Annotated in this window: 19 protein-coding genes; 2 read left to right on the top strand and 17 right to left on the bottom strand. The window is 67.6% G+C overall.

Translation table 11 applies throughout. The features are described 5' to 3' along the window. Positions 1 to 66: 66 nt before the first annotated feature. The 5 genes from D3877_RS14190 to D3877_RS14210 form a co-directional block, all read right to left on the bottom strand. Positions 67 to 1,026 (bottom strand): threonine/serine dehydratase, encoded by a 960-nt coding sequence (locus D3877_RS14190; protein WP_199720810.1) that lies wholly within the window; start codon positions 1,024 to 1,026, stop codon positions 67 to 69. 53 nt (positions 1,027 to 1,079) lie between these two features. Then, positions 1,080 to 1,892 carry a helix-turn-helix transcriptional regulator gene (locus D3877_RS14195; RefSeq protein ID WP_238474981.1) on the bottom strand — a complete coding sequence of 271 codons (813 nt, stop codon included), beginning with the start codon at positions 1,890 to 1,892 and terminating at the stop codon, positions 1,080 to 1,082. Positions 1,893 to 1,897: 5 nt separating this feature from the next. Beyond that, positions 1,898 to 2,926, bottom strand: a complete 1,029-nt coding sequence (locus tag D3877_RS14200; protein ID WP_119831420.1) for a DUF4424 family protein — start codon at positions 2,924 to 2,926, stop codon at positions 1,898 to 1,900. A gap of 67 nt (positions 2,927 to 2,993) precedes the next feature. Continuing rightward, positions 2,994 to 3,653: a response regulator gene (locus D3877_RS14205; RefSeq protein ID WP_119831421.1), complete on the bottom strand. Its 660-nt coding sequence runs from the start codon at positions 3,651 to 3,653 to the stop codon at positions 2,994 to 2,996. Next, on the bottom strand, positions 3,653 to 3,856 hold the full coding sequence (locus D3877_RS14210) for a hypothetical protein (RefSeq protein ID WP_119831422.1): 204 nt from the start codon (positions 3,854 to 3,856) through the stop codon (positions 3,653 to 3,655). Before D3877_RS14210 ends, D3877_RS14205 begins: the two co-directional genes overlap by 1 nt. Before the next feature lie 74 nt (positions 3,857 to 3,930). Between D3877_RS14210 and D3877_RS14215 the strand changes: the two genes are divergently transcribed. After that, a complete protein-coding gene (locus D3877_RS14215) occupies positions 3,931 to 5,862 on the top strand; it encodes a sensor histidine kinase (RefSeq protein ID WP_119831423.1) in 1,932 nt (643 codons plus the stop codon). A 2-nt stretch (positions 5,863 to 5,864) separates the two neighbouring features. On the opposite strand, the gene qhpE is transcribed toward D3877_RS14215, so the two are convergent. The 7 genes from qhpE to qhpG form a co-directional block, all read right to left on the bottom strand. After that, positions 5,865 to 6,530 carry a subtilisin-like serine protease QhpE gene (gene qhpE, locus D3877_RS14220; RefSeq protein WP_119831424.1) on the bottom strand — a complete coding sequence of 222 codons (666 nt, stop codon included), beginning with the start codon at positions 6,528 to 6,530 and terminating at the stop codon, positions 5,865 to 5,867. Beyond that, positions 6,530 to 8,215, bottom strand: coding sequence for an ABC transporter ATP-binding protein (locus tag D3877_RS14225; protein ID WP_158599921.1), 1,686 nt, complete (start codon positions 8,213 to 8,215; stop codon positions 6,530 to 6,532). The genes qhpE and D3877_RS14225 overlap by 1 nt, the downstream gene beginning before the upstream one ends. Positions 8,216 to 8,289: 74 nt before the next feature. Next, a complete protein-coding gene (gene peaD, locus D3877_RS14230; RefSeq protein WP_119831426.1) occupies positions 8,290 to 9,387 on the bottom strand; it encodes a quinohemoprotein amine dehydrogenase subunit beta in 1,098 nt (365 codons plus the stop codon). Positions 9,388 to 9,410: 23 nt separating this feature from the next. Continuing rightward, complete coding sequence (qhpC, locus tag D3877_RS14235; protein WP_119831427.1) at positions 9,411 to 9,731, bottom strand: quinohemoprotein amine dehydrogenase subunit gamma; 321 nt, start codon at positions 9,729 to 9,731, stop codon at positions 9,411 to 9,413. Beyond that, on the bottom strand, positions 9,728 to 11,158 hold the full coding sequence (gene peaB / locus D3877_RS14240) for a quinohemoprotein amine dehydrogenase maturation protein (protein WP_119831428.1): 1,431 nt from the start codon (positions 11,156 to 11,158) through the stop codon (positions 9,728 to 9,730). Before peaB ends, qhpC begins: the two co-directional genes overlap by 4 nt. A 43-nt stretch (positions 11,159 to 11,201) precedes the next feature. Then, positions 11,202 to 12,827 carry a quinohemoprotein amine dehydrogenase subunit alpha gene (gene peaA, locus D3877_RS14245; protein WP_119831429.1) on the bottom strand — a complete coding sequence of 542 codons (1,626 nt, stop codon included), beginning with the start codon at positions 12,825 to 12,827 and terminating at the stop codon, positions 11,202 to 11,204. 23 nt (positions 12,828 to 12,850) lie between these two features. Continuing rightward, complete coding sequence (gene qhpG / locus D3877_RS14250) at positions 12,851 to 14,167, bottom strand: flavin-dependent monooxygenase QhpG (RefSeq protein ID WP_119831430.1); 1,317 nt, start codon at positions 14,165 to 14,167, stop codon at positions 12,851 to 12,853. 639 nt (positions 14,168 to 14,806) lie between these two features. Between qhpG and D3877_RS30855 the strand changes: the two genes are divergently transcribed. Then, entirely contained in the window at positions 14,807 to 15,760 is a 954-nt protein-coding gene (locus D3877_RS30855; protein WP_119831431.1) for a helix-turn-helix domain-containing protein, read from the top strand. 94 nt (positions 15,761 to 15,854) lie between these two features. Here D3877_RS30855 and D3877_RS14260 read toward each other — a convergent pair whose 3' ends face one another. From D3877_RS14260 to D3877_RS14280, 5 genes are all read right to left on the bottom strand, one after another. Continuing rightward, positions 15,855 to 17,477 (bottom strand): ABC-F family ATP-binding cassette domain-containing protein, encoded by a 1,623-nt coding sequence (locus D3877_RS14260; protein ID WP_119831432.1) that lies wholly within the window; start codon positions 17,475 to 17,477, stop codon positions 15,855 to 15,857. 94 nt (positions 17,478 to 17,571) lie between these two features. Next, a complete protein-coding gene (locus D3877_RS29870; protein WP_119831433.1) occupies positions 17,572 to 19,761 on the bottom strand; it encodes a methyl-accepting chemotaxis protein in 2,190 nt (729 codons plus the stop codon). A 40-nt stretch (positions 19,762 to 19,801) separates the two neighbouring features. Next, a complete protein-coding gene (locus tag D3877_RS14270; RefSeq protein WP_119831434.1) occupies positions 19,802 to 21,700 on the bottom strand; it encodes an ABC transporter ATP-binding protein in 1,899 nt (632 codons plus the stop codon). A 2-nt stretch (positions 21,701 to 21,702) separates the two neighbouring features. Next, the gene (locus D3877_RS14275) at positions 21,703 to 22,623 is read right to left on the bottom strand and encodes an ABC transporter permease (protein WP_119831435.1); all 921 of its coding nucleotides are present in this window, start codon (positions 22,621 to 22,623) and stop codon (positions 21,703 to 21,705) included. Then, positions 22,620 to 23,579: an ABC transporter permease gene (locus D3877_RS14280; protein ID WP_238474887.1), complete on the bottom strand. Its 960-nt coding sequence runs from the start codon at positions 23,577 to 23,579 to the stop codon at positions 22,620 to 22,622. Before D3877_RS14280 ends, D3877_RS14275 begins: the two co-directional genes overlap by 4 nt. Positions 23,580 to 23,643: the final 64 nt, after the last annotated feature.

Raw genomic sequence — 23,643 nt, forward strand, 5'->3', positions numbered from 1 at the left:
ACAATCCTAAACTATCAGTCAATTCCCCTATGTTTGTTGATGACGCGACGCCGGACCAGACGGTCATCAGGACGACAGGGTCGCCGGGTCGGTGTTGCCGCCGCACAGGATCACGCCAACGCGCTCCGTCGCCCCCGTCTGATATCGCCCGCTCGTCAACGCCGCGAGAGCGACGGCGCCGCCCGGTTCAGCGACAAGGCGCAGCTCCTGCCAAAGCCGCCGTTGCGCCTCGCGGATCTCATCGTCCTCCACCAGCAGGCTGGCGTGCAGGTGAGCCTGCGCCAGAGCAAATCCATGATCGCCGATGCGCCGCGCGCCCAGGGAATCCGCCGCCAGCCCATGAACGTCAACCTCGACCGGATGACCCGCCGCCAACGCCCGCGCCAAGGTCGGGGCGCCGACGCTTTCAACCGCGACGATGCGGACGCCCTGCCCCGCCAGCGCCGCGATCACCCCGCCCAGCAGACCGCCGCCGCCAACGGCGACGAGCACGGTGTCCAGCCCGCCAAAGCCCTCGACATTCACGGCCTGATCGGCGAACTCCGCCGCCGCCGTTCCTTGCCCGGCGATGATCTGAGGATCGTCATAGGCGTGCAGCAGCCGCGCTCCGGTCTGCGCCTGATGCTCCAGCGCCGCCGCGAAGGCGTCGGCATAGACCCGACCCACTCGGTGAACGGCGGCGTTGCAGCGCGTCAGACGATCCACCTTCACTTGCGGGGCGGTTTCGGGGACGAAGATGGCGGCCGGATGACCCAAACGCATCGCGGCGTAGGCGACCGCCGCGCCATGATTCCCGCCCGACGCCGCCACCACGCCCGCGTCGGGAACCGGCGCGGCCAGCAGGGCGCTGAAGGCGCCGCGCGCCTTGAAGGACCCCGTGCGTTGCATAAGGTCGAGCTTGAGCAGAACCGGCGCGGCGACGCCGCTGACCTCCTCGCCGACGGCGATGACCGGGGTGCGCCGGATCCAGGGGCGAATGCGGGCGTGGGCGGCGTCGACGTCCGCCCGATCAGGCAACAGAATCATGATGAACCCGTGGCTGGTGGGAAACGGGCAAGGGCTACACCAGTCTCCGCGTCCTACGCTTGGACGGATGTGCAGGACGCCGCGAATTGCCCCGGCGTGACGCCGTACCCTCTCTTGAAACGACGCGCCAAGTGGCTTTGGTCCGCGAATCCGCAGGCGGCGGCCACCTCGGCGGCGGGCATGCCAGCGGCAAGCCAACGGCGGGCCTGACGCAAACGCAGATCCATCAGCCAGTCATGAAGCCCCAGACCATAGTTTTGCCGAAAGCTGCGCGACAGGACAAAGCGGCTGGAGCCGACCGCTGCGGCCAAGCTGGCCAATGTCCAAGGCTCGGCGACGTCGGCCCGCATCATCTCCATGACGCGGGTCAACATGCCGGGCGTGGCCCGCTCACGAGTCTCCCAACCAGGCTCGGCTTCGGACACGGACGCGATCATCCGGGCCAAAGCCGCGTCGAACAGCAACGCGTCGCGCTGTTCCTGAGCCGCAAAGACGGCGCGGAGCAAGCGGACGGTTGGCGGATGGCGCCACACCGGAGTCCGCCGATGGAATCCGTCGCGCCCCGTCACGCCGCTCCACAGCTCTGGCGGAATCAGGGCTTGCCGATAGGAATAACCCGTCGCATCCGCAGCCCCCCCGTCATGGGCGGCGTCTGGCGCGAGGATCACCAGATCGCCAGCCTCGGCACGTTGAGCCACCCCATCGCAAGTGAAACGGTAACAGCCAGAATCAATAACGCCGACATGCACGTCGGGATGGGCGTGAACGGGAAAATGATGACGGCGATAGGACGCTTGGCACAACTCCACACCGGCCCAAACACCCGTGGCCCGCCACGCCGTCATGCGGTCTTGAACCGGCTCCATGCCGTTCACGGGCGTTTCGTTCGAACGAACACCAGCAGCCGGATGTCGCGGTCGGGGATGAAGTTGGCGATCGTCGATTCAAACATCGTCGGCCCGGTTTTCGTCAGGCCGTTCCAGCAGAGCGACAGGACGTTTTCGGGCGCGCCCTTGTCGATGGTCAAATGAAAGCGGCCAATCGGTCCCCGCCAGTTGCGGGCCGTGGTCACGATGTATTCGATCTCCGCCGCGCTGAAGGACATGGGGTCTTTCGGGTTGCGGGCGGCTGCCGCCGCCACCGCCCGCCGGGTCGCCGCATCCAGGCAATAGCGGTCGCCGCCGTCCGAGGCGCCCGTCTCCTCAACCAGACGCCCGACGGGCTTGCGGCCATCGACCTCCGCCGCCCGGCCAAGCAGCGCGCTGCCGACAAAGGGTTTGTAGACGTGGCGGACGCGGACCTCGCGGCCCGGCGGGAAGGTCTGCCGCCAGAAATAGCGGGCGCCGAGCCGCCATTGCGGGGTGTTCTCGTCCTCCCCCTGTTGGATCAGACCGGCGGCGCGCAGGCGGGACAGCGCGGCGGGATCCAGCGTTTTGGCCAGATCGTCATAGGCCCCCGGCGCCCAGGGCGTCAGGACCAGCGCCCCCGCCGCCGCGACCGTCGCGGTCACGTCCTGGCCCTTGTGGAAGGCCCGGCGCTCCAGGGAGGGCTGAACCGGCTGGTCGTCGATCCACAGGCGGAATCCCAGAAAATCATCGGCCTGCTGCGGAAAGCCCCAGGCCGGTTCGGTCAGGCCGCGCGACAAATCCAACTCAGGCAGCGGAAACGCCACCATCGTCTCGACCGGCTGGGCGCTGACGTTGCGAAAGACGTAGGCGACGCGGATTTCGTCCAACCCGATCCGCAGATCCTCCGACACCATCTCAATGGCGTCGGTGCTGGTCAGCTCGATGCCGCCGGTGCCCTGAAAGCCGGTGCTGTCGTTCGCCGCCGCCCGTTCCAGCCCCAGGAAAAGCGCCGCCGACAGCGCGAGAGCCACGCGGATTCCAGCCCCGATCATCGCCCCTCTCCCGTCGCCTGCCCTGCCCGTTCCCCGATTCTACCGCATCGGCGCGGCGGGCCGCCAGTCAGGCTTTCGGCGTTCGCACGGCCTTCACCGCCAGTTCGGTCCGCGACTGCGCCCCCAGCTTTTCCATGATGCGGCTGACGTAATTCTTCACCGTGCCTTCGGCCAGAAACAGGCTGGCGGCGATCTGCCGGTTGCTCTGCCCCTGGGCGATCAGGTCCAGGATGGCGCGCTCGCGGTCGGTCAGATCGGTCAGATCGGGCAATTGCGCGCCGGACGGCAGCTCCACCGCGCGGGAGCGGCGCAGCTCGTCGAACAGCTTGCGGGCGATGTGCGGCGAGATGCGGGTTTCCCCGCGCATCACCCCCCGGATGGTGTCGAGGATCTCGACCTCCGAGGCGTCTTTCAGCAGATAGGCGGCGGCCCCGGCGGAAATCGCGCCGAACACCAGATCGTCGGTGTCGAAGGTGGTCAGAACCACCACCTGCGTGCCGGGAAATTCCGACAAAATCAGCTTGGTCGCGGCGATGCCGCCCAGACGCGGCATCTGAATGTCCATCAGCACCACGTCGGGGCGGAAACGGCGGCACAGCTCCACCGCCTCGGCCCCGTCGGGGGCGAGGCCGACGATCTCGATGTCGGCCTCCAGCGACAGGAGGTTGGCGAAGGCGCGGCGGATCAGTTGTTGATCCTCGGCGATCACGATGCGGATCGGCGTCATCAGGGATCCCGGTTCCAAAGGTCGTTCAGCAGAGACGCGTCGCCGTCGTCGGTCAAGACCCGTTGCAGCCGTCCGAAAATTGGCGAGGGCAAGCGCGCCGCCAGCAGAGGCAGCAGGGCGTCGAGCGTCGCCGCCGTCTGGGCGACCGGAACGCCGGATCTGGCCGCGACTTCCTCGACAACCGTTTGCGCCGTATGCTTCATGATGCCGCCTTCCGATGAACCAACAATGACGCAAGCCCATCCTCGGCGACACTGACGAAAGACACGGATCGCGCATGACGAACGTCACTTTCGAGCGGGACGGACGCAACCCGCCGCTACGGCCGCCGCAACGGCGGGCGCGTCGGCTGTTGCGCGCCCTGGATCCGCGCTGGCGCTTGGCGGCGGCCATCGGCTGGTCCATCGCGCTGGTCTCGCTGGCGGTGGCGCTGTTCGTCGGTTTCTGGACGATGCGCGACGCGCGCGAGGCGCTGGAGCGGGAAATCGGCCTGCTCTACGCCACCCACGCCCAGCGCTTGATCGACACCATCGACACCAATCTGGCCGGGCGGCGGGAATGGGTGGCGGCGTCGGCGACGTTGATCGGCGTGCGCGACGGGGATTTGGCGGGACCGGAGGCCGACCGGGCGCTGACCGACCTGAAAGGGGCGCTGGGCGAAATCGAATGGGCGGGCATCATCGACCTGAACGGGGCCATCGTCTCTGGAACCGACGGGGTGTTGCTCGGCCAGTCGGTGGCGGCGCGGCCCTGGTTCACCGGGGCGTTTCTCGGCCCCTACATCGGCGACGTCCACCGCGAATTGCTGCTCGACCGCCTGTTGCCGCCGCTGCGCAACGGCGAGCCGCGCCGCTTCGTCGATCTGTCGGCCCCGGTGCGCGACCGCGCGGGCGACATCCGGGGCGTGCTGGCCGTCACGCTCGGCTGGTCCTGGATCGAGGCGTTGCAGCGCGGCACGCTGGCGACGCTGAAGGACCGCCCGGGGGCCGAAGTGCTGCTGCTGGGCATCGACGGCACGGTCCTGTACGGCTCGCGACAGACCCCGCGCGGCAGCCGCGTCGATCTGTCGGCCCATCCCTTCGGCACGACCCACAGCGTGGACCAGGGTTTGTTGAGCGGCATCGCGCGCAGCAGCGGTTTCGCCGATTTCCCCGGCCTGGGCTGGAGCGTCATGGTGCGCGAGCCGGTGGCGACCGCTTTCCGCACCGCCGACCGGGCGTCGGCGTCGATCTTCACCGCCATCGCGCTGGGCGGGTTGGTCGCGACCCTGGCCAGCGTGCTGATCGCCAGCCGGATCATGCGCCGCTTGCAGGCGATGGCCGAGGCCGCCGACGATTTGCGCGCCGGGCGGACCACCAGCTTCGTCGGTCCCCAGGGCCGCGACGAGGCCGGGCGGATCGGGCGGTCCATCGCCTCGCTCGTGCGCACGCTGCAACAGGCCAACGCCGGTCTGTCCGACGTCAACGAAAAGCTCGACGCGCGGGTGGAGGAGCGCACGCGCGAAATCGAACGCCTCAGCCACGAAACCCGCGCCGCCGCCATCGTGCGCGAACGGCTGCGCATCTCGCGCGATCTGCACGACACGGTGGCCCACACGCTGCTGGGCCTGCTGACCCAGATCCGGCTGATCCGCAAATTGGTGGAGGTCGATCCCTCCCGCCTGCCCGACGAGATCCGCCGCGCCGACGAAGCCGCCCAGGAAGGGTTGGCGCACGCCCGCAGCGCGGTGTCGCAATTGCGCTATTCCCCCGTGCGCGACGACGGTTTTGGTCCGGCGCTGCGTCGGCTGGTCGCGCAGGTCCAGGACCGTACCGCCTCGGCCCTGGCGCTGGACGTGGCGGAGGCTGCGGAGGCGATGACCGGGCAAACCGCCGAAACGCTCTACCGGATGATTGAAGAAGCGTTGCGCAACGCCGTCCGTCACGCCAACGCCCCGTCCATCGCCGTGGACATCGCCGCTCAGGAGATTGAGCCGGGGCAAACGGCCCTGTCCGTCACTGTGCGGGACGATGGCGCCGGATTCGACATCGAAACCGACCAAGCCAACCATTTCGGCTTGTTGGGCCTGCGCGAACAGGCCGAACTGATCGGCGCCGCCCTGTCGGTGACGAGCGCGCCCGGCGGCGGAACGACCGTCGCCATCAAGGTCGCCCTGCCCCACCGCCCGCTGGCGGAACGACGGACGCAAGGGGTGGACGCGTCGCCCTGACGTCACCCGTGCGCCGTCCGCCGCTCCGGCCCGCGCCAGCGCGCCAGCCTGTCCAGTTGGGCGACCGCCTCGGCGCGATCCGTCGGAGCCAACCGGGCGAGAAGACCAGCGAGATGACCAACCGCCAGACTGGCCCCACCCGTTCGGGGATGCGCGCTGTCGTCGCCGCAGCGGCGCGGACAGGCGCCGTAAGCGCCGGGGAGGATCGACAGTTCGCCCGGCGCGCAACGCGCGTCGCCGGTGGCGGCGATGACCCCCGGATAAGCGGCGGGCCACACCGGGGCGCCGCGCGCCGGACGGGCGGCCACCAGCAACACCCCGGAATCCAGCGCGTCCTGCACCGCCGCGCGCAGCACCGCGCGGTCAGACGGCAAACCGAAGCTCATCGTCGCCAGCCGCGCGCCCTGCTCCACCGCCCAGCGCAACCCGGCGGCCACCACCGCCGCCGAGGTGGTTGGCGCCTCGTCAAAGATTTGCGCGTCGAGCAGCGTGGCGTTTGGGGCCAAGGATCGGACGATGGCGGCGACCGCGCCGCCATGGCCGATGCGGTCGGGATGGGGCGTCACCATCCCGGCGACGCCGTCGCCCAAGGCGAAAGCCGCCCGCGCCGCGACGGGCGGGGCGGGCGGCGGCAGGGTGACGCCGCTGTCGATGATGGCGATCCGCATCAGGCCGCCTCCCCCACCCGATCCGATGAGTCGACGCGCAGAACGCCGTTTTCCAGGCGATGCACGGCGGCGCAATCGGCCAACGCCTCCGCCCGGTGGCTGATGACGATGCGGGTGCGCCCAGCGAACAGACGGTCGATTTCAGCGGAAAGGCGCACAGCGGACTCCGCGTCCAGCGCCGACACGGGTTCGTCCAGCACCAGAACGTCGGGTTGGCGCAGCAGGCAGCGGGCCAGCGCGATCCGTTGGCGTTGCCCGCCCGACAGCGACGACGCCCAGGCCCCGACCGGCGTGTCCAGCCCGCGCGGCAGCCGGGCCAGCCAATCCGACAATTGCGCCGCCGCCACGGCCTCCCGCAAGACGGCTTCGTCCACCCTTTGCAGGCCGAAACGCAAATTGTCGGCGATGCTGCCGGGCAACAGCGGCGCGTCCTGCCCCAGCACCGCCACCCGCGCCCGCAGGGCGGCGGGCGCCATGGCGCGCAGATCGATGCCGTTCAAGAGGATACGCCCGGCCTGCGGGTCGTAATGTCGGTGCAGAAGATCGACCAGCGTCGATTTTCCCGCGCCGGAGGGGCCGAGAACGCCGATCTTCGCCCCGGCTGGAACGTCCAACGACAACCCACGCAGCACCGGCGATCCGGCCTCATGCGCGAAGACGACGCCCTCGACCGACAGCGCGCCGCCGCCGGACGGCGGTTCGATGGGCTGAGCGGGGGGGAGAACCGCCGGGCGCTCGTGCAAAAGCTCCGTCACGCGGTCCAGCGACACCCGCGTGCGCTGCGCCGCCGTCACCAACCCCAACAGGGTCTGCGCCGGCCCGGTGGCCCGCCCGAGATAGGCGGTGAAGGCGATCAGCGCGCCCAGCGACAGGCCGCCCTCGATCACCCGCAAGCCGCCCCACAGGAACACCGCCGCCGTGCTGGCCGACGACATCAGCCCCGGCACGCCCCCAACCGCGAACGACATCATCTGTTGGCGCAGCAGGCTCGTGAGAAAATCCTGATTCAGCCCGGCCAGCCGCCGCGATTCCTGCGCCTCCGCCCCAACCGACTGAATCAACTTGATCGCCGACAGACGTTGCACGAAAAAGCCGCTCACCCCCGCCGCGCCCTCGCGCACCGCGCGGGTGGAGCGCTCCACCCAGGGGCGGACGCCGCGCAGGAACAGGATTTGCGCGGGCAGCAGAACAAAAGCCACCAGCGTCAAGGCGGGGTCGAGCAGCGCCATCAACGCCACCGCCCCAATCAGCGTGAAGATCGCGTTGACCGCCGACAGCGGCGCGTCCACGGCGAAACGCTGCACCTCCGCCAGATCGCCGTCCAACCGGCTCAGCACGTCGCCCGCCGACCACGTCGCGTAAAAACGCGGCGGCAGCGATTGCAGATGGCCGTACAGGCTTTCGCGCATGGCGAACAGCACCAGGGCCGAAGCCCGGACATAGACCCAGCGATTCACCCCCGACAGCAGGTTGGACAGCAACCCAACCCCAACCATGCCGATGGCCAGCGTCACCAACAGGTTGGCGTCGCCCGCCATCAGACCATCATCGACGATCCGCTTGGTCAGCCATGGTTGCGCCAGCCCAACCGCCACCCCGACCAGCGACAGGCCAAAGGACAGCAGCAAGGCGGCGCGGTGGGGCTGGACAAAGGACCAAGCCCAACGCGGGGAGGAGGACGGCATCGGCGCTCCTGTCGGTGACGGAAGCCCCTCTCCCATGTGGGAAGAGGGGCGAAGCAGATAAGACGCCTGTTCCGTCAGCGCCGGATCATCCGCAGCGAGGCCACCCCCTGGTCCGGGCATCCGGCGATCTCGATCTGGCCGAGGCGATCCAGCGTGTCCGTGCTGTAAACCCCGACGTCGCAGGCGGTGCCGCCGACATAGACCTCTTTGCCGTCGCCCGCGATGTTGATCGAATAGTAGGTGTGCGGCAGATCCACCCGCTTCACCAGGGCGCCGCCCGCCGCGTCGATCTTCGACAATTGGGTGTAAACCGAAAACAGCTCATCCCGCTTCTTCGGGTTGACGACGGATGAGAAGATCACCGCGCTGGTGTTCTCGAAATCCTTCATCTCCAGCTTGCCCGACGCCAGATCCAGGGTGAGGACGCCGGTCTTGAAGGCGCTGGGGTCGGTTGGCGGCAGATCGGTGCGGGATGTGAAGTAGGGGGTGGAGAACACCGCCGCCTGCTCGAACTGCGGCCAGACGTCGAGAATGTCGGGCGGGCCATAATTCTCACGGGTCCAGTTCAGCACCTGGCGCGTTTCGCGGATGGCCCCGGTCTTGGGATCCAGCGCGTAGAGATCCCAGCCCAACGCCCACAGCGTTCCGCCATCCTTGGCGAAGGCCAGCACGGCCAGCCGCCGGGGAGCGGGAAGCAGCCGCACCGGCTTGGCGCCGACCCCGTCGGCGGTGCGGTACACGGCGATGCGGGTGTCTTCCACCTTGTATTCACTGGGCAGCAGGCGGACCGGCGACTGGAAGACGAACAGCTCCTTGCCGTCCGGGCTGACGTCCATGGCGAACATCGCCTTGACCCGCAGATTGTTGCCCGAGAAATCGGCGCGGAAGACCTCCTTGCCGCTCTCCAGGTCGATGCCCGACACGCTTTCCAGATGATTGGTGACGACATAGGCGATCTTGCCGTCGGGCGAAGGCACGATGGTGCCGGGGGCGACGCCCGCGCCCGGAATCTTAAAGCTCTTCTCAACCTTGCGGGCCGCCGGGTCGATGACCACCAGCCCGTTCGGCTTGACCCCGGTTATCAGATACTCTTTGGCGCAAGTCGGGACGGCGGCGAGCAGCCCGGCGCAGCACAGGGCGGCGAACAGCCCCCGGATGAATGGCGTTTTCATGATCTTTCTTCTCCCCGCCCCGGTCATTTCTTGGGAAACACCGACTGGAGCGCGCGCCAGTCGTTCTGGGCCGAGGCCGCCTTGGCGTTCCAATCCGGGTAGGTGTTGATGGTGTCGGGCACCTGGGCGGGCCACCAGCAGGGATCCGAACAACCGTAGAGGTCGGCCTCCATCGGCGCGCACAGCGCGGCGACGCTGCCGAAGGGATCGACCTCCCATCCCGGATCGAAGGTCGCGGCGCAGCCGACCACCACCTGCATGGCGACGACCTCGTCCATCTGGCCGTTCTCGACCGCTTGATCGACCAGCGCGGCCTTTTTGTTCAAGGGCTTGAGGTGTTTCATTGTTTCCCCCTGCGCGGCGCGACGTGCCGTTCGATGAAGCTTGGGTTGGCGACCGTGATTTCCGCGTAGGCCCGGATCCCGAAATCGATCCAGTCGCGCATCAGGTCGCAGTAATGGTAGGTCGGGTGCGCCGGATCGGCGTAGCGGGCATAGGATTCGTGGTAGCAGCCGCCCGCGCACAGCTTGCGGATCCAGCAGGTCTCGCAATCGGTGCCGGTGCGGTTGGCCATGCCCTCCAGAAAGGCGCCCAAACTGTCCTTGGCGATGCCGTCCTCGACGTTGCCGTAGGTCGGTTGGGTCGATCCGGTGAAGCGGTGGCAGAGGTGCAGATCGCCTTCCTTGTCCACCGCCAGCATCCCCAGCCCGGCCCCGCAGGGCAGCGATTTGGTCGTGCCTTCCGACAGGTCGGTCATCAACTGGTGCATGTTGGAAAAGCCAATGTTGTCGCCGCGCTTGGCCGCGTCGACATAGCGTTGCCCAAGGCTCTTCATGTTGGCGAAGACCAACGCCAACTCGTCCCCCGTCAGGTTGAAGGCGGTCATCCCGCCCGACGTCACCGGCGAGAAGCCGACCTCGAAAAAGCCCAGATCGTCCTTCAGATGATCGTGGATCGCCTGGACGTCCGTGACCCCGGCGGTCAGCGTGACCCGCGCGCCCACCGGCCGCGAGCGGTAGCGCGCCAGCAGCATCCGCGCCTTGGCCGACACCAGATCATAGGAACCCTTGCCGCTGACCGTCTTGCGGTTGCGGTCGTGCAGCGGTTTCGGCCCGTCCATGCTGATGGTGATCCCGAAGCGGTGGGCGTCGAGCCAATCGACGATCTCCTCGGTCAGCAGCACCGCGTTGGTGGTCAGCGAGAAGTCGACGCGCTTGCCAGTTTCGCGGCCCCGCCGCTCGGCATACTCAACCACCTGCCGGATCAGGGGCATGTTGGTCAGCGGTTCCCCGCCGAAGAACACGACGTTGACGCTGTCGCGCGCCGTCGCTTCCTGCAACAGCAGATCGACGCTGCGCGCGGCGGTGTCGAACTCCATCCGCTCGCCCTTGGCGGGGGTGGTCAGATCCTCTTTGTAGCAATAGGTGCAACTCAGGTTGCAGCCGGTGTTGACGTTCAAAACCACGGTGCTGAGCGGAAACTCCGTGATCGTGATCGGATCCTTGGCCGGTTTCGGCAATCCGTCGTCGATAACCCGCAGGGTGACGAGTTCGCACAGGGTTTCGATGACCATCTCGGGGTCGGCCACGCCGTCGAAACAGCGGCGGATGTCGTCCTCTCCCACCTGCCCCAGCTCGGCGAACAGGTCGAACAGGCGGCTGCCCACCATGTCCAGTTCAAACAAACCGCTGGTCGGGACGTGAAACAGCACGCGCCGGTCGCCGACCGTCAGGTCGCGCACGTCGTTGTGCGCCAATTGCAAGGTGCTCATAGGCTCTCTCCCAATCCGAAGGGGGAATCGGTTGCGACGGCGGTCAGCGGATGGGCGGATCGTTCCAGCGCTGCACCGTGCTGATGAGGCGGCCTTCCCCGGTCAACGACGCGGCGCCGTCCCTGACCGTCGCCACCACCTTCAGATCGCCAATGTTGTTGGTGCTGAAGGCGCGCTGCGGGTTGGGACCGGCGGCGGCGGGGGCGAACAGGCCGGACGCGGCGATGGTTCCGGCGAACTTCACGTCCTCCATCAGCTTGGCGGCGTCGTTGAACGGCTCCAACGTCCAGGCGGCGGGCAGCGCGCCGACGCGGATGTCGTCCTCGGTGCCGGCTTTGCCGTCCGGGCCGTTCAGATAGCCGACCGCCTCGAACTGGGCCGAGACCGGAGCGGTGGTTCCGCCATTGCCGCCGACGCGCGCGATGGTGAAGGCCGGTTCGACCGCGACGCTGTCCAGCGCGGCATAGACGGTGAAGCCCATCCCCGTCGCCTTGCCGACGCTGACCTTGCGCGGGCCGGGCGCGGCGTTGGCGGCGGCGGCGACCTCGACCACCACGGCGGTGGCGCTTTGCGACACGGGTTTGACCGTCACGCCGGGACCGAAATCAACCGGCCCGCCATCCAAGCCGCTGCCCCACACGGTGACTCGCGCGCTGGCCCCGGTCTTCAGATGCTCTTGGCTGAAGCCAAGGATCGTGGCCGGGGCGGTGGTGGTCTTCACGGCGGTGACGCTGGCGCCGACCTCGTCATGATCGGCCAGGAACCAGCGTCCGGCCAGCGTTTGCCCATCCTTGGACGCGGCGAACACCTCGCGCAGCTCCTTGCCGCCGAGCGTGGTCGCCCCACGCCATTCAAAGCCGGTGTAGACCAGCGCCCGCCCGGTCCCGGTCAGCGGTTGCCCGACGGCGTCGGTCAAATCGTAGCGGACGCTGTAACCGTCGCCGTCCGGCGCCACCGTGGCGGTTCCGCCATAGGTTCCAAGGCCGGGGCGATGGCCGCTGATCGCCCAGACGCCCGCCAGATCGGGTTTCGCCGCCTTTTGCCAATCGGCCCATTCCGCCGTCTTCATTGGGAATTTTTGGCCCAGCAACTCGGGCGTTTGGGTGGAGGCGATCTCCCACCATTTGCGATCACGGCCCAGCGCCGAATATTCGGTGGTCGGGAATTGCCCGAGATGGAAATTGGCGAGCCGCCGCCATTCGTCGGCGTCGCGCCGTTGCAAACCGAAGCGGGCGGCGCTGTGGCAGCGCGCGCACATCACCGACAAATCCCCCTCGGCGATCGGCGTTTCCACCATGGAAGGCTGACGTTCCAGGATGTAGCGGAAGGGCGCGGCCTCCTCCGGAGCCAAACCCTGGCGGCTGGACAGATAGGCGACCAAGGCGCGGCTGTCGGCGGCGGACAGATTGGCCCCGTGGATTTGGTTCATGCGGAACAGCGTCATCGTCCAGCCTTCCGGCGTCTTGCGGACGTGATCGATGCGGTTCAGCGTGCCGTCGGCCTGCCGTTCGTGGCAGGTGGAGCAGCGTTCGGCGATGATCGCCTTGGCGTTCCCCTCGTCCGGGCGCGGCGGTTCGGCGGCCCAGACCGCCCCACCCCCGGCCATTCCACTGGTTGTCAACGCTCCCGCCAGCGCAAGGCCGCTGGCCAGCCCTCTCATTCGACGCATCCCACTGTTCTCCCCTTTTTTTGTCAGACCAGCGGCAACCCGCCGCCGCTGTGCAGAAAGCCGTTCTGGCGCAACCAGCTCAGCGCCGTGCCGACATGGGCGGGCGTGTGGCCGACGCGTTGCGCCAGTTCGGTTGTTGACTCGTGCGCCCCGGCCAGCCGCAGCAGCGGGGCCAGTTCCACCCCCTCGATGGTCAGCACCCCGCGCGGCATGCGGGGCGTCACCAGAACCTCGCGCTCGACGATCCGGCCCTCGACAACGACCGGCTGGCGGCGCAACCCGGACGCGGCGGCGGGCGAGGGAGCTGAGGGCCACGCCGACCGTTCCCGCCAAAAGAGGCGTTCAGGCCAGCGGCGTTCCATTCGATAAAAAGCGTTGCCGACCGCCGCCGCATGGCCGAACAGGTCGGCGTTTCGCTCCTCAACAAAGCGCTGGACCAGTGGCAGCGCGTCGGGTGCCGCGCGCAAACTGGAGATGACCGCCGCCGCCGCGAAGGCGCTGCCCAGCGCGCTGTGGACGCCATGGCCGGACAGCGGGTCGCTGGTGAAGGCCGCGTCGCCGATCCGCAGCCAATCAGCCCCGACCAGCCCGCCCCGCAGCGCCGCCGTGGCGTCGCGCGCCGTCGCCACGCCCAAGGGCGCGCGTCGGGCGATCCACTCCGCCGCTTCCGGCACGGCGGCGGCAAGGCTGGCGTGAAAGTCCGACAGTTGGACGCGCGGCGGAACCAGCGCGGCGTCCACGACGAATTGCAGCAGCCGACGCCCGTCCGGCAAGGCCGCCATCCAGACCCAGCCATCGGCGAAGGACGCCGCCGCGCTGGCCGCCGGGCCGGGATCGCCCTGATGGATGCGGGCGATGGCGACGGTGCGCGGCCCATTGTCCAGCGTGACGCCCGCGCTGGGCGCCCGGCGCCCCCGCGCCTCCACCAAAAAAGCGGCGCGGGAGAGCGGCGCCCCCGACACGTCGAACGCCTGCCACAGCCCGTCAACCCGGCGAAGGCTGGCGACGCTGGCCTCGGTCAGCCGCGCGCCAGCGGATCGCAGATCGCGCCTCAGCGCCGCGTCGAACCGCGCGCGTTCGACCAGATGCTCGTGATTGAGCGTCGAGCTTTGCCCGTTCCAATGCGCGGCGCGTCGGGCCGGTTCTCCAGCGGCGGCCACCGCCGCGCCGCACCCCGCCCGCCGCAAGCCGACGATGACGCGCGGTGACAGCCCTTCCCAGGCGGGCGACCGCCGCGCCGCGATCACGTCCACCAACAGCCCCTGCGCCGCCAGTCGGCAGGCCAGAGCCACCCCCGCCGGACCAGCCCCCAGAATCAACGCGTCGGCTGCCGCCTGCATGAATCGCCCCTCCGCGCCCTGTGTGTGATTGAGACGTGGAGTGTGCGTCCGTGCCGCGCGGCCGATCTATCCGCTATGCGAAATCGCGGCTTTATCTTTCATGATTTGGCCAAAGGAGCTTTTTTTTTGGATCGCATCAAGATATTTTCCGACAAATTTGCCTACGCATCGATCAAGTCACACAAAATCTGTGGTGATTTTTTGCGCGTTCCGTTTATTGGGGGATCACAATTTAGGCAGGATTGATGAGTTCCAAAGAATTTAATAAATTATAATCAACGAATTTAATAATAAAGACCAATCCGCCAATGCCCCTCCATCAGATATCCATTTGATTTATAATTTATAAATACTGTTGTGGTGTTTTTAGTAATTGCATCATTTGAAATGCGGTAAATACATAATAATTCTTGCTATATGCGAATTTTATTGCCTATTCTTAAGTATCAGACAGAAATTCGGAATTTCGCTCGAATGCGTTGTTGTGCGTGGGGCGCAATGATTGCTTAGCCGACAATCTTGTTTGACATCGGTCGGCAAAGCGATCCAAATCATGCGCCCCACACCAAATTTGTGCGGCGCATTGAACGCCGTTCGCCCCTTCGCGCTCCGAGAGTCACCGACAGGGAGTCATCGACCATGAACAGCCAGCAAACGATCCGGGTGGTGACGGACACCGCTGCGGACGTGTGCGAGCAAGAGCAGGCGTTGCGGGGCTGGACCCAACATTACAGCCAACTGCAACCCGGTCGTTTCACCGGAGAGTTGCGCGAATTCGGCGTTCCCGGCATCCAACTCATCCGCGAAACCACCAACCTGCGTCTGCACCAGCACACCGCTCCGCCGCCGAACACCCTCGTTCTTGGCGTGCCAATGGTGGGTTCCGCGCCGTCCCGCTTTGAAGGCAAGCCGGTTGGCGTTGGCGACGTCATTCTGTTCCGGGGCGCGGCGGTGTGCGATTTTCTCTGCTCCGGCCCGATGTCGATTCTGGCCGTCGCCATTGATCTTCCCCGCTTGACCGCGTTGCGGGCGCCGACGCCAAACGCCGAAGCGTTGCAAAGCGGAACCTTCCTGTCGGCGCACGCCCCCGCGTTGCGCAACGAATTGAACTGGCTTCTTGCCGAACAACAGCCCGGAGCCGACATTCTGCGCCACGCCAGCGTGCGTTTGGCGATCCTTGACCGCTGCTGCCAGGTCGTCGAGCGGATCACAAGCAGGTTGGAGGGGGAACGACTGATCCCGCTCTCGCAGCGGCAAAATCTGGTCAACCGTGCGCGCGACTATGTGTCGGCCCACCCGGACGACGTGCTGTCGGTCGCGCAAATCGCGCAAGGGGTCGGTGTGACGACGCGGATGCTGGAATACAGCTTCGCCGATGTGATGGGGATGTCGCCCACGGCGTATTTGCGAATGATCCGCTTGAACGCCGCCCGTCGCGCTTTGCGGGTCGCCGACCCGCGCCAAACGACGGTCGCCGAAATCGCCATGGATCACGGCTTTTGGCATTTGGGCCGCTTTTCGACCTATTATTCCCAGATGTACGGCGAAAAGCCATCAGACACGCTGAAACGCCGTTCGGCGGCTGTGGCCTGACGCGGCGTTCCCGCCCGCATCAGGCCGAACAAACCGGCCGTGGCGTTGAAGGGCCGGAAGAGGGGTGGACTGAACACACCCCGTTGACGGTCAATCAACTGTGCAGGCCGGGCGCCTCGTGGCCGGTGCGCGCCACATACTCGGTGTAGCCGCCGCCATATTGGTGAATGCCCTCCGGCGTCAGCTCCAACACCCGGTTGGACAGCGTCGCCAGGAAATGCCGGTCGTGCGACACGAACAGCATAGTCCCTTCGTAAGCGGCCAGCGCCGCGATCAACATTTCCTTGGTGTCGAGATCAAGGTGGTTGGTCGGCTCGTCGAGCACGAGGAAATTCGGCGGGTTGAACAGCATGATCGCCATCACCAGCCGGGCCTTTTCGCCGCCGGACAGGACGCGGCATTTCTTTTCCACGTCGTCGCCGGAAAAGCCAAAGCAACCGGCCAGCGCCCGCAACGACCCCTGCCCCGCCTGTGGGAACGACGCCTCCAAGGATTCAAACACCGTCTGCTCGCCGTCGAGCCGTTCCATCGCGTGCTGAGAGAAATAGCCCATCTTGACGCTGGCCCCGACCACGACCGTCCCAACATCCGGTTCGGTCGTTCCCGCCACCAGCTTCAGCAACGTCGATTTTCCGGCGCCATTGACGCCCATCACGCACCAACGCTCTTTGCGGCGGATGGTCAGATCAAAGCCCTGATAGATGCTCCGCTCGCCATAGCCCTTGTGCACGTTTTTCAGGACCGCGACGTCCTCGCCCGAACGCGGGGCGGGCGGGAAATCGAACGCCACCACCTGACGGCGCTTCGGCATCTCGAAACGCTCGATCTTGTCCAGCTTCTTCACCCGGCTTTGCACCTGGCTGGCGTGCGAGGCGCGCGCCTTGAAGCGTTCGATGAATTTCAGCTCCTTCGCCAGCATGGCTTGCTGCCGTTCGAACTGGGCTTCCTGCTGCTTCTCGCGCAGCGCCCGCTGCCGTTCGTAAAAGGCGTAATCGCCGGAATAGCTGGTGAGCGTCCCGCCGTCGATTTCGATGATCTTGTTGACGATCCGGTTCATGAACTCACGGTCGTGCGAGGTCATCAGCAGCGCGCCGTCGTAGCCCTTCAGAAACCCTTCAAGCCAGATCAGGCTTTCCAGATCCAGATGGTTGCTCGGCTCGTCCAGCAGCATGGCGTCGGGCCGCATCAGCAGGATGCGGGCGAGCGCCACGCGCATTTTCCAGCCGCCAGACAGGCCGCCCACATCCATGTCCATCATCTCTTGGCTGAAGCTCAGCCCGGCGAGCACCTCGCGCGCGCGACCCTCCAGCTCATAGCCGCCCAACTCCTCGAAGCGGGCCTGGACTTCGCCGTAACGCTCGATGATCGCGTCCATCTCGTCGGCGCGGTCGGGATCGGCCATGGCCGTTTCCAACTCCGCCAGCTCCGCCGCCACGGCGCTGACCGGCCCGGCCCCGTCCATCACCTCGGCGGTGGCGCTGCGGCCCGACATTTCACCGACGTCCTGATTGAAATAGCCGATCGAGACCAGCTTCTCGACCGCCACCTGGCCCGTGTCCGGCGCCTCCTCGCCCGCGATCATGCGGAACAGCGTCGTCTTGCCCGCGCCGTTGGGGCCGACGAGACCAATCTTTTCACCCCGGTTCAGCGCGGCGGACGCCTCCAGAAAAAGGATCCGGTGGCTGTTTTGCTTGGTGATGTTGTCGAAACGAATCATGTCCGGCTGAGTTCCCGTGGCAAGGTTGGCCCCTTATGCCACAGGACCGCGTTGGATTTGCCCGGAAAAATGGAGGGGATAGCGCAGGTTCTCTTCACCCTCGGCGCACATTCGCCAGGAAATCGCCGACACGGCCCGTAAGATGGCCAACTTCGTTGGTCACGCTTCCGGCGACGGCCAGCACCGATTGAGCGGATTCCCCCGCCTGCCCGGCGGTGGCGCGCAAGTGGCGGATGTTGGCGGTGGCCTCCTCCGTTCGGTCGGCGGCTTCGCGGACGCTGCGCGCGATTTCGGCGGTGGCGGCCCCCTGTTCCTCGACCGACGCGGCGATGGTCGCGGCGATGTCGTTCAGGCGGGCGATGGTGGCGCTGATGACGCGGATCGACCCGACCGCTTCGGCGGTCGCCCCCTGCATCGCGTTGATCTGCGCGGCGATCTGCCCGGTCGCCTGCGCGGTCTGCGTCGCCAATTGCTTGACCTCATGGGCGACGACGGCGAAGCCCTTGCCCGCGTCCCCTGCGCGGGCCGCTTCAATGGTGGCGTTCAACGCCAAGAGGTTGGTTTGCCCGGCGATGCCGCTGATGAGGTCCAGCACCGCGCCGATCCGCGCCGCCGCCTCGTCCAGACCGCGCATGGTCGCGTCAGTGCGTTCGGCGTGCTGGGCGGCCTCCCCGGCGATGGTCGCGGATTGCGTCACCTGACGGGAGATCTCCTCAATCGACTGCGACAGCTCTTGAGCGGCGGCGGCGGCGCTGTCGACGTTGGCCGACGCGCGTTCCGCCGCCTGGGCCGCGTCGCTCGCCTGCCGAACCGTGCCGTCGGCCATCGTCACCATGCCCTCAGCGGTCTGGTGCATGCGGTCGGACGCGGTGGACACGCGGTCCACCACCGTCTTCACCCCCGCCTCGAAGCCATCCGCCAAACCCAACATCGCGGCGCGACGGTCGCGCGCCGCCTGTTCGCGCTGAACGTCGGCCTCGGCGCGGGCCGATTCCACCGCGCGCGCGGTGTTGCGGAACACGCGCAGCACCGCGCCCATCTGAGTGATCTCGTCGCTGCCGCTGGTGACGACGTCGCGCGCCAGATCACCGTCGGCGATGCGCTGCATGGCGTCCTTCAGCAGCAGAAGACGACCCACCACGCGCCGCCCGACATAAAGCCAGACCACCAGAATGGAAATCAGCAGGCTGGCGGCGCAAACGGCGACCTGCGTCCGCCCCCCGGCGTCAAGCAGCGCTTCGGTCGCCCGGTTGGCCTGGTCGATGCCGCCGCGCTGGTCGGCCACCAGGGCGGCGATGTCGGCGGCCACGCCGTCGGCCAGCTTGCGGTTGTCGGCCATCAGAGCGTTGGCGCGCTCGACGATGGCGACCTCGCGCCGCCGCACGCCGATCAACCCGTCGTCCCCCGCCCCGACCGTCGTCAAGGCGGCGAGTTCGCTGGCGATTACCGCGCGGAGCTTTTCCGGCAAGCTCTTGCCCGCCGCCCCGGCGGCCAGCAGCGAGGCGCCAAGCCGGGTGCGCAGACGGATCAGCGACGCGTCGTCGGTCGCCGCCGCGCTTTCCAACAGCAGGCTGGTGGCGTTGGCGGTTTCCTCAATGGCGGTGCGCAGCGGCCCCATGACGGCGCGGGTTTCAGCGAGCAGCGCCGCCGCCGCGCGCATCTCCTCCGGCGAAGACGCGCTGTCGGCCAGCTTGCCATGCGCGTCCTCCTCGTCCCCCTCCAAAGAGGTTTTCCAGAAGGAGGTGGCGCGCTGAAGCTGGGTTCCCGCCTCCAAAATGCCGGGCAGCAGCGCGGCGCGGCGTTCGGCCTGGGCGATGCGGTCGGTGGACACCGCGTCCAACGCGGCCAGATTGTCGAGCAGCGCGGTGGACGCGGTCAGGATGGTGGCGAGCCGTTCATGCGCCGATCCGGTGGCGCGCAGCCGCTCCAACTGGTCGGTGAAGGCGGCGCGGCTGTCACGGATGCGGGCGGACACCGCGTCCAACGCCGCCCGGTCGGCGGCGGCGGACAGGGCGGGGGCCAGCGCGACCAGCGTTTCAGCCCGTTGCGCCACGCCCATGCTCTCAACCATCGCGGGCAGCGCGTGATTGAGGATGACGGCGTTGTTGGCGCGCACGTCGGCGTAGCCCAGCAACGCGACCGCCGCCGCGATCAGGGTTCCCGACAGGACGACCCCGATGGCCGCCATCAGCCGACCACGCAGACCGACGCCGCGCGTCAGGCGGCGCAGGGTGAAGGACGGGCGCGGGTCGGCCTCGTCGCCGCTCTGAAATGCGGATGACATCCGTGTTGCCTCCGATGGTGTGGAACGCGAACTGGCGCGCTCAACGCGCGGTCAGGCTCATCAAATCGGCGTCGCTGCGGTGACAGGCGATTTCGCTGCCCTGCGGCGTCACCCGCAACGGCGGCCGCTCGCGGTCGCAGGTTCCCGCGATCCCCAGCGGGCAGCGCGGGTAAAAGGCGCAACCGCTGCGGCTGAACAGCTTCCCGCCCTTGGTCTTGTCGGCGGGGTCGATGAAGTTGCTGGCGTGGGCGCCCGCCCCTTCCAGCCAACCCATCCGCATTTCCGGGACCGAGGCGGTCAGCAAATCGGCGTAGGGGTGGCTTGGCGGTTCGGCCATCGCCTCGCGGCTGCCCGCCTGCACCTTGCGGCCCGCGTACAGCACCATGATGTCGTCGCAGATCGCCCGCACCGTCTTCAAATCATGGCTGATGAACATGTAGGACACGCCCAAGTCGCGCCGCAGTTCCACCAGCAGATCGAGCACGGCCGCCGCGACCACGGTGTCGAGCGCCGACGTCACCTCGTCGCACAGGATCAGGTCCGGCTCGGCGGCGAGCGCGCGGGCCAGATTGATGCGCTGCTTCTGCCCGCCCGACAGTTCGCCCGGTTTGCGGTCCGCCAACCCGCGCGGCAGCTTGACCAGATCAAGCAGTTCAAACACCCGCCGGTCGAGCACGGCGCCGGTCAGCCCGTGATAGAAGGTCAGCGGGCGGCTCAACGCCTTGGACACGCTGTGCGCCGGATTCAGCGCCGTGTCGGCCATCTGGAAAACGATCTGGATGCGGCGCAGGTCTTCGCGGCTGCGTCCGGCGATGGTCGGCGGCAGCGGACGCCCGTCCAGCGTCACCGCGCCGCGCGCGGCGGGCATCAGCCCGGCGACGACGCGGGCCAACGTGCTCTTGCCGCAGCCGGATTCGCCGATGACGCCCAGGGTGGAGCCGCGCTGGATGCGGAAGCCGACGGCGTCGAGGATCGGAAAATGCGGCATCCCGTCGGCGTTCAACCCGCCATAACCCGCCGACAGGTTCGTGACCTCCAGCAGCGGCGCCGGGGTTTCGCGCAGCGGCGCGGCGGCGCGCGGTTGCGGTTCGGCGGCGGCGATCAGGCTGCGGGTGTAGTCGTCACGCGGCGCCTCGATGATCTGGCCGGTCGCCCCAACCTCACGAATGGCGCCGTCGCGCAGCACGACGATGCGGTCGGCGACCTGCGCCACCACCGCCAGATCATGCGAGACGTACAACCCCGTGGTGTCGCGGTCGCGCACCACCGCCTTGAAGGCCTTCAGCACCTCGATCTGGGTGGTGACGTCCAGCGCGGTGGTCGGTTCGTCAAAGATCACCAATTCGGGATCGGTGATGAGCGCCATGGCGGCCAGCAGCCGTTGCAACTGCCCGCCCGACACCTGATGCGGGTAGCGGTCGCCGACCCCGTCGGGATCGGGCAACGCCAGCGCCGTGAACAGGGCGCGGGCCTTGACCTCCGCCTCCGCCTTGGTGGCGGTCTTATGGATCAGCGCGCTTTCGATCACCTGCGCCATGATGGTGCGCGACGGGTTGAACGCGGCGGCGGCGCTCTGCGCGATGTAGGCGACGCGGCGACCGCGCAGATCGGCCAGACCGGACTCGCTGAGCGCCGTCACCTCGCAATCGCCCAGCCGCACCCGACCTCCGGCGATGCGGCAGCCGCTGCGGGCGTAGCCCATCACCGACAGGGCGATGGTGGTCTTGCCCGACCCGGACTCGCCGATCAGGGCGACGACCTCGCCGCGCTTCACCGAGAAGCTGACGTCCTTGACGATCGGGAACTCGCGCCCATCCTCGCCACGGGCGACGACCTTCAGGTTGGCGACCTCGACCAGCGGGGCGGCGTCGGCGAACCGGGTGGGGGCAAGCGGCGCTTTGGAGAGCGGCGCGTTGAGCGTGGGGGACGGCGTCGTCATGTCTAGGCGGCTCCCTTGCGGCGAAGGCTGCGGCCAAACAGGCTGTCGATCAGCATGTTGACGCCAATGGTCAGGCTGGCGATGGCCAGGGCGGGCATAATCACCGCCGGGGCGCCGTAGGGCAGCCCGCCGATGTTCTCGCGCACCAGCGATCCCCAATCGGCGTCGGGCGGCTGCACCCCCAGCCCAAGAAAGCTGAGGCTGCTGAGCAGCAGCACGACATAGACGAAACGCAGCCCGAAATCGGCCAGCACCGGCCCGACGATGTTGGGCAGCACCTCACGCGTCATGATGTGAAATTTGCCCTCGCCACGGGCGCGGGCGACCAGAACGAAATCCAACGCGGCGACGTTGACCGCCACGGCGCGGACGAGGCGGTAACAGCCGGGCAGATAAATCACCGCCAGCGTCAAAATCAGCGCCGGGATGGAGGAACCGAAGGCGGCGACCAGAATCAGCCCGAACATCTTGCTGGGGATCGACACCAGCGCGTCGAGCGTTCGGCTGAGCAGGGCGTCGAACCAGCCGCCAGTGACGGCGGCGGCCAACCCGCCGAGCGCCCCGCCGAGCGCGGCAAGGCTGGTGGCGATCAAGGCGATGCCCACCGTCTGGCGGGTTCCAGCCAGAACGCGGCTGAGAATGTCGCGCCCCAGATAGTCGGTGCCGAAGGGGTAGAGACGGCTCATCGGCTCGAACACGTCGGCGTCCAGGATCTCGCCGACGTCGTAGGGGGCGAATTGGTTGCCGAACAGGGCCATGACCAGCCAGAACAGGACAATCATAGCGCCCAGCATGCCGACCACGCCGATTTTAGGAAACGACAGGTGGCGGCGGGAAGACGGCGCGCTCAGGCTGTCGGTTGACGGCCCGCCCGCCGGGGGCGCTTCGGCGAGCGCCGGGGGAGGGGTTTCATGATGGGTCATCGATGGCGCAGCCGGGGGTTGGAGAGGATCGCGGCGATGTCGGCCAGCATGACCAGCAGCAGATAACCGGCGCAAAAAATCAGCGCGCAGGCCTGGACCACCGGCAGATCGCGCGTCGCCACGCCATCGACCATCAGCTTCGCGATTCCCGGATAATTGAAGATCGTCTCGACGATGATGACGCCGCCCAGCAGAAAGGACAGGCTGAGCGCCACCGCGTTGGCGATGGGGCCGATGGCGTTGGGCAGGGCGTGGGTCAGCACTATGCGGATCGGCCCCGCCCCCTTCAGCCGCGCCATTTCGACATAGGGCGCGGCCAGCGTGTCGATCACCGCCGCGCGGGTCATCCGCGCCATCTGGGCGACGATGACGAAGGTCAGCGTGACGATGGGCATGGCGAAGCTGCGCATCAGGTCAAGCAGCCCGTGGCCTTGCGGCGCTTGGGCCAAGGCGGGCAACCAGCGCAGCTTGACCGCGAAAACCAGCACCGCCAGCGAGGCGACGAGGAACTCCGGCACCGACACGACGAAGATCGTCGCCGTCCCGACCACCCGATCATAAATCGAACCGCGCAGCATCGCCGAGCTGACGCCCAGCAGCAGGGCCAACGGCACCGACACCGCCGCCGTGACCGCCGCCAGCAGCAGCGAGTTGGACAGCCGCCCACCGATCAGCGTCGCGACCGGCACGCCGTTGACCAGCGACAGGCCGGGATCGCCGACCAGCAGCCCGCCCAACCAGGACAGAAAACGTTCCACCGGCGGACGGTCCAGCCCCAACCCATGGCGCAGGGCCGCGACCGCCTCCGGCGTGGCGCTCTGGCCCAGGATTTCCTGGGCCACATCGCCCGGCAGCATGGTGGTGGTGACGAACACGGCGGCGGCGACGAACAACAGCGTCCCCGCCGCCGTCGCCAGCCGCGTCAAAAGCAGCCTCGACATCCCGGCGTTCATCATGATCTCCATCCTGGGGCGCCGTCGCTGGCGCGACGATAGCGGCGGCGCCCGGTTGCCGAGAAGG

Source organism: Azospirillum cavernae (assembly GCF_003590795.1).
Lineage (GTDB): Bacteria > Pseudomonadota > Alphaproteobacteria > Azospirillales > Azospirillaceae > Azospirillum > Azospirillum cavernae.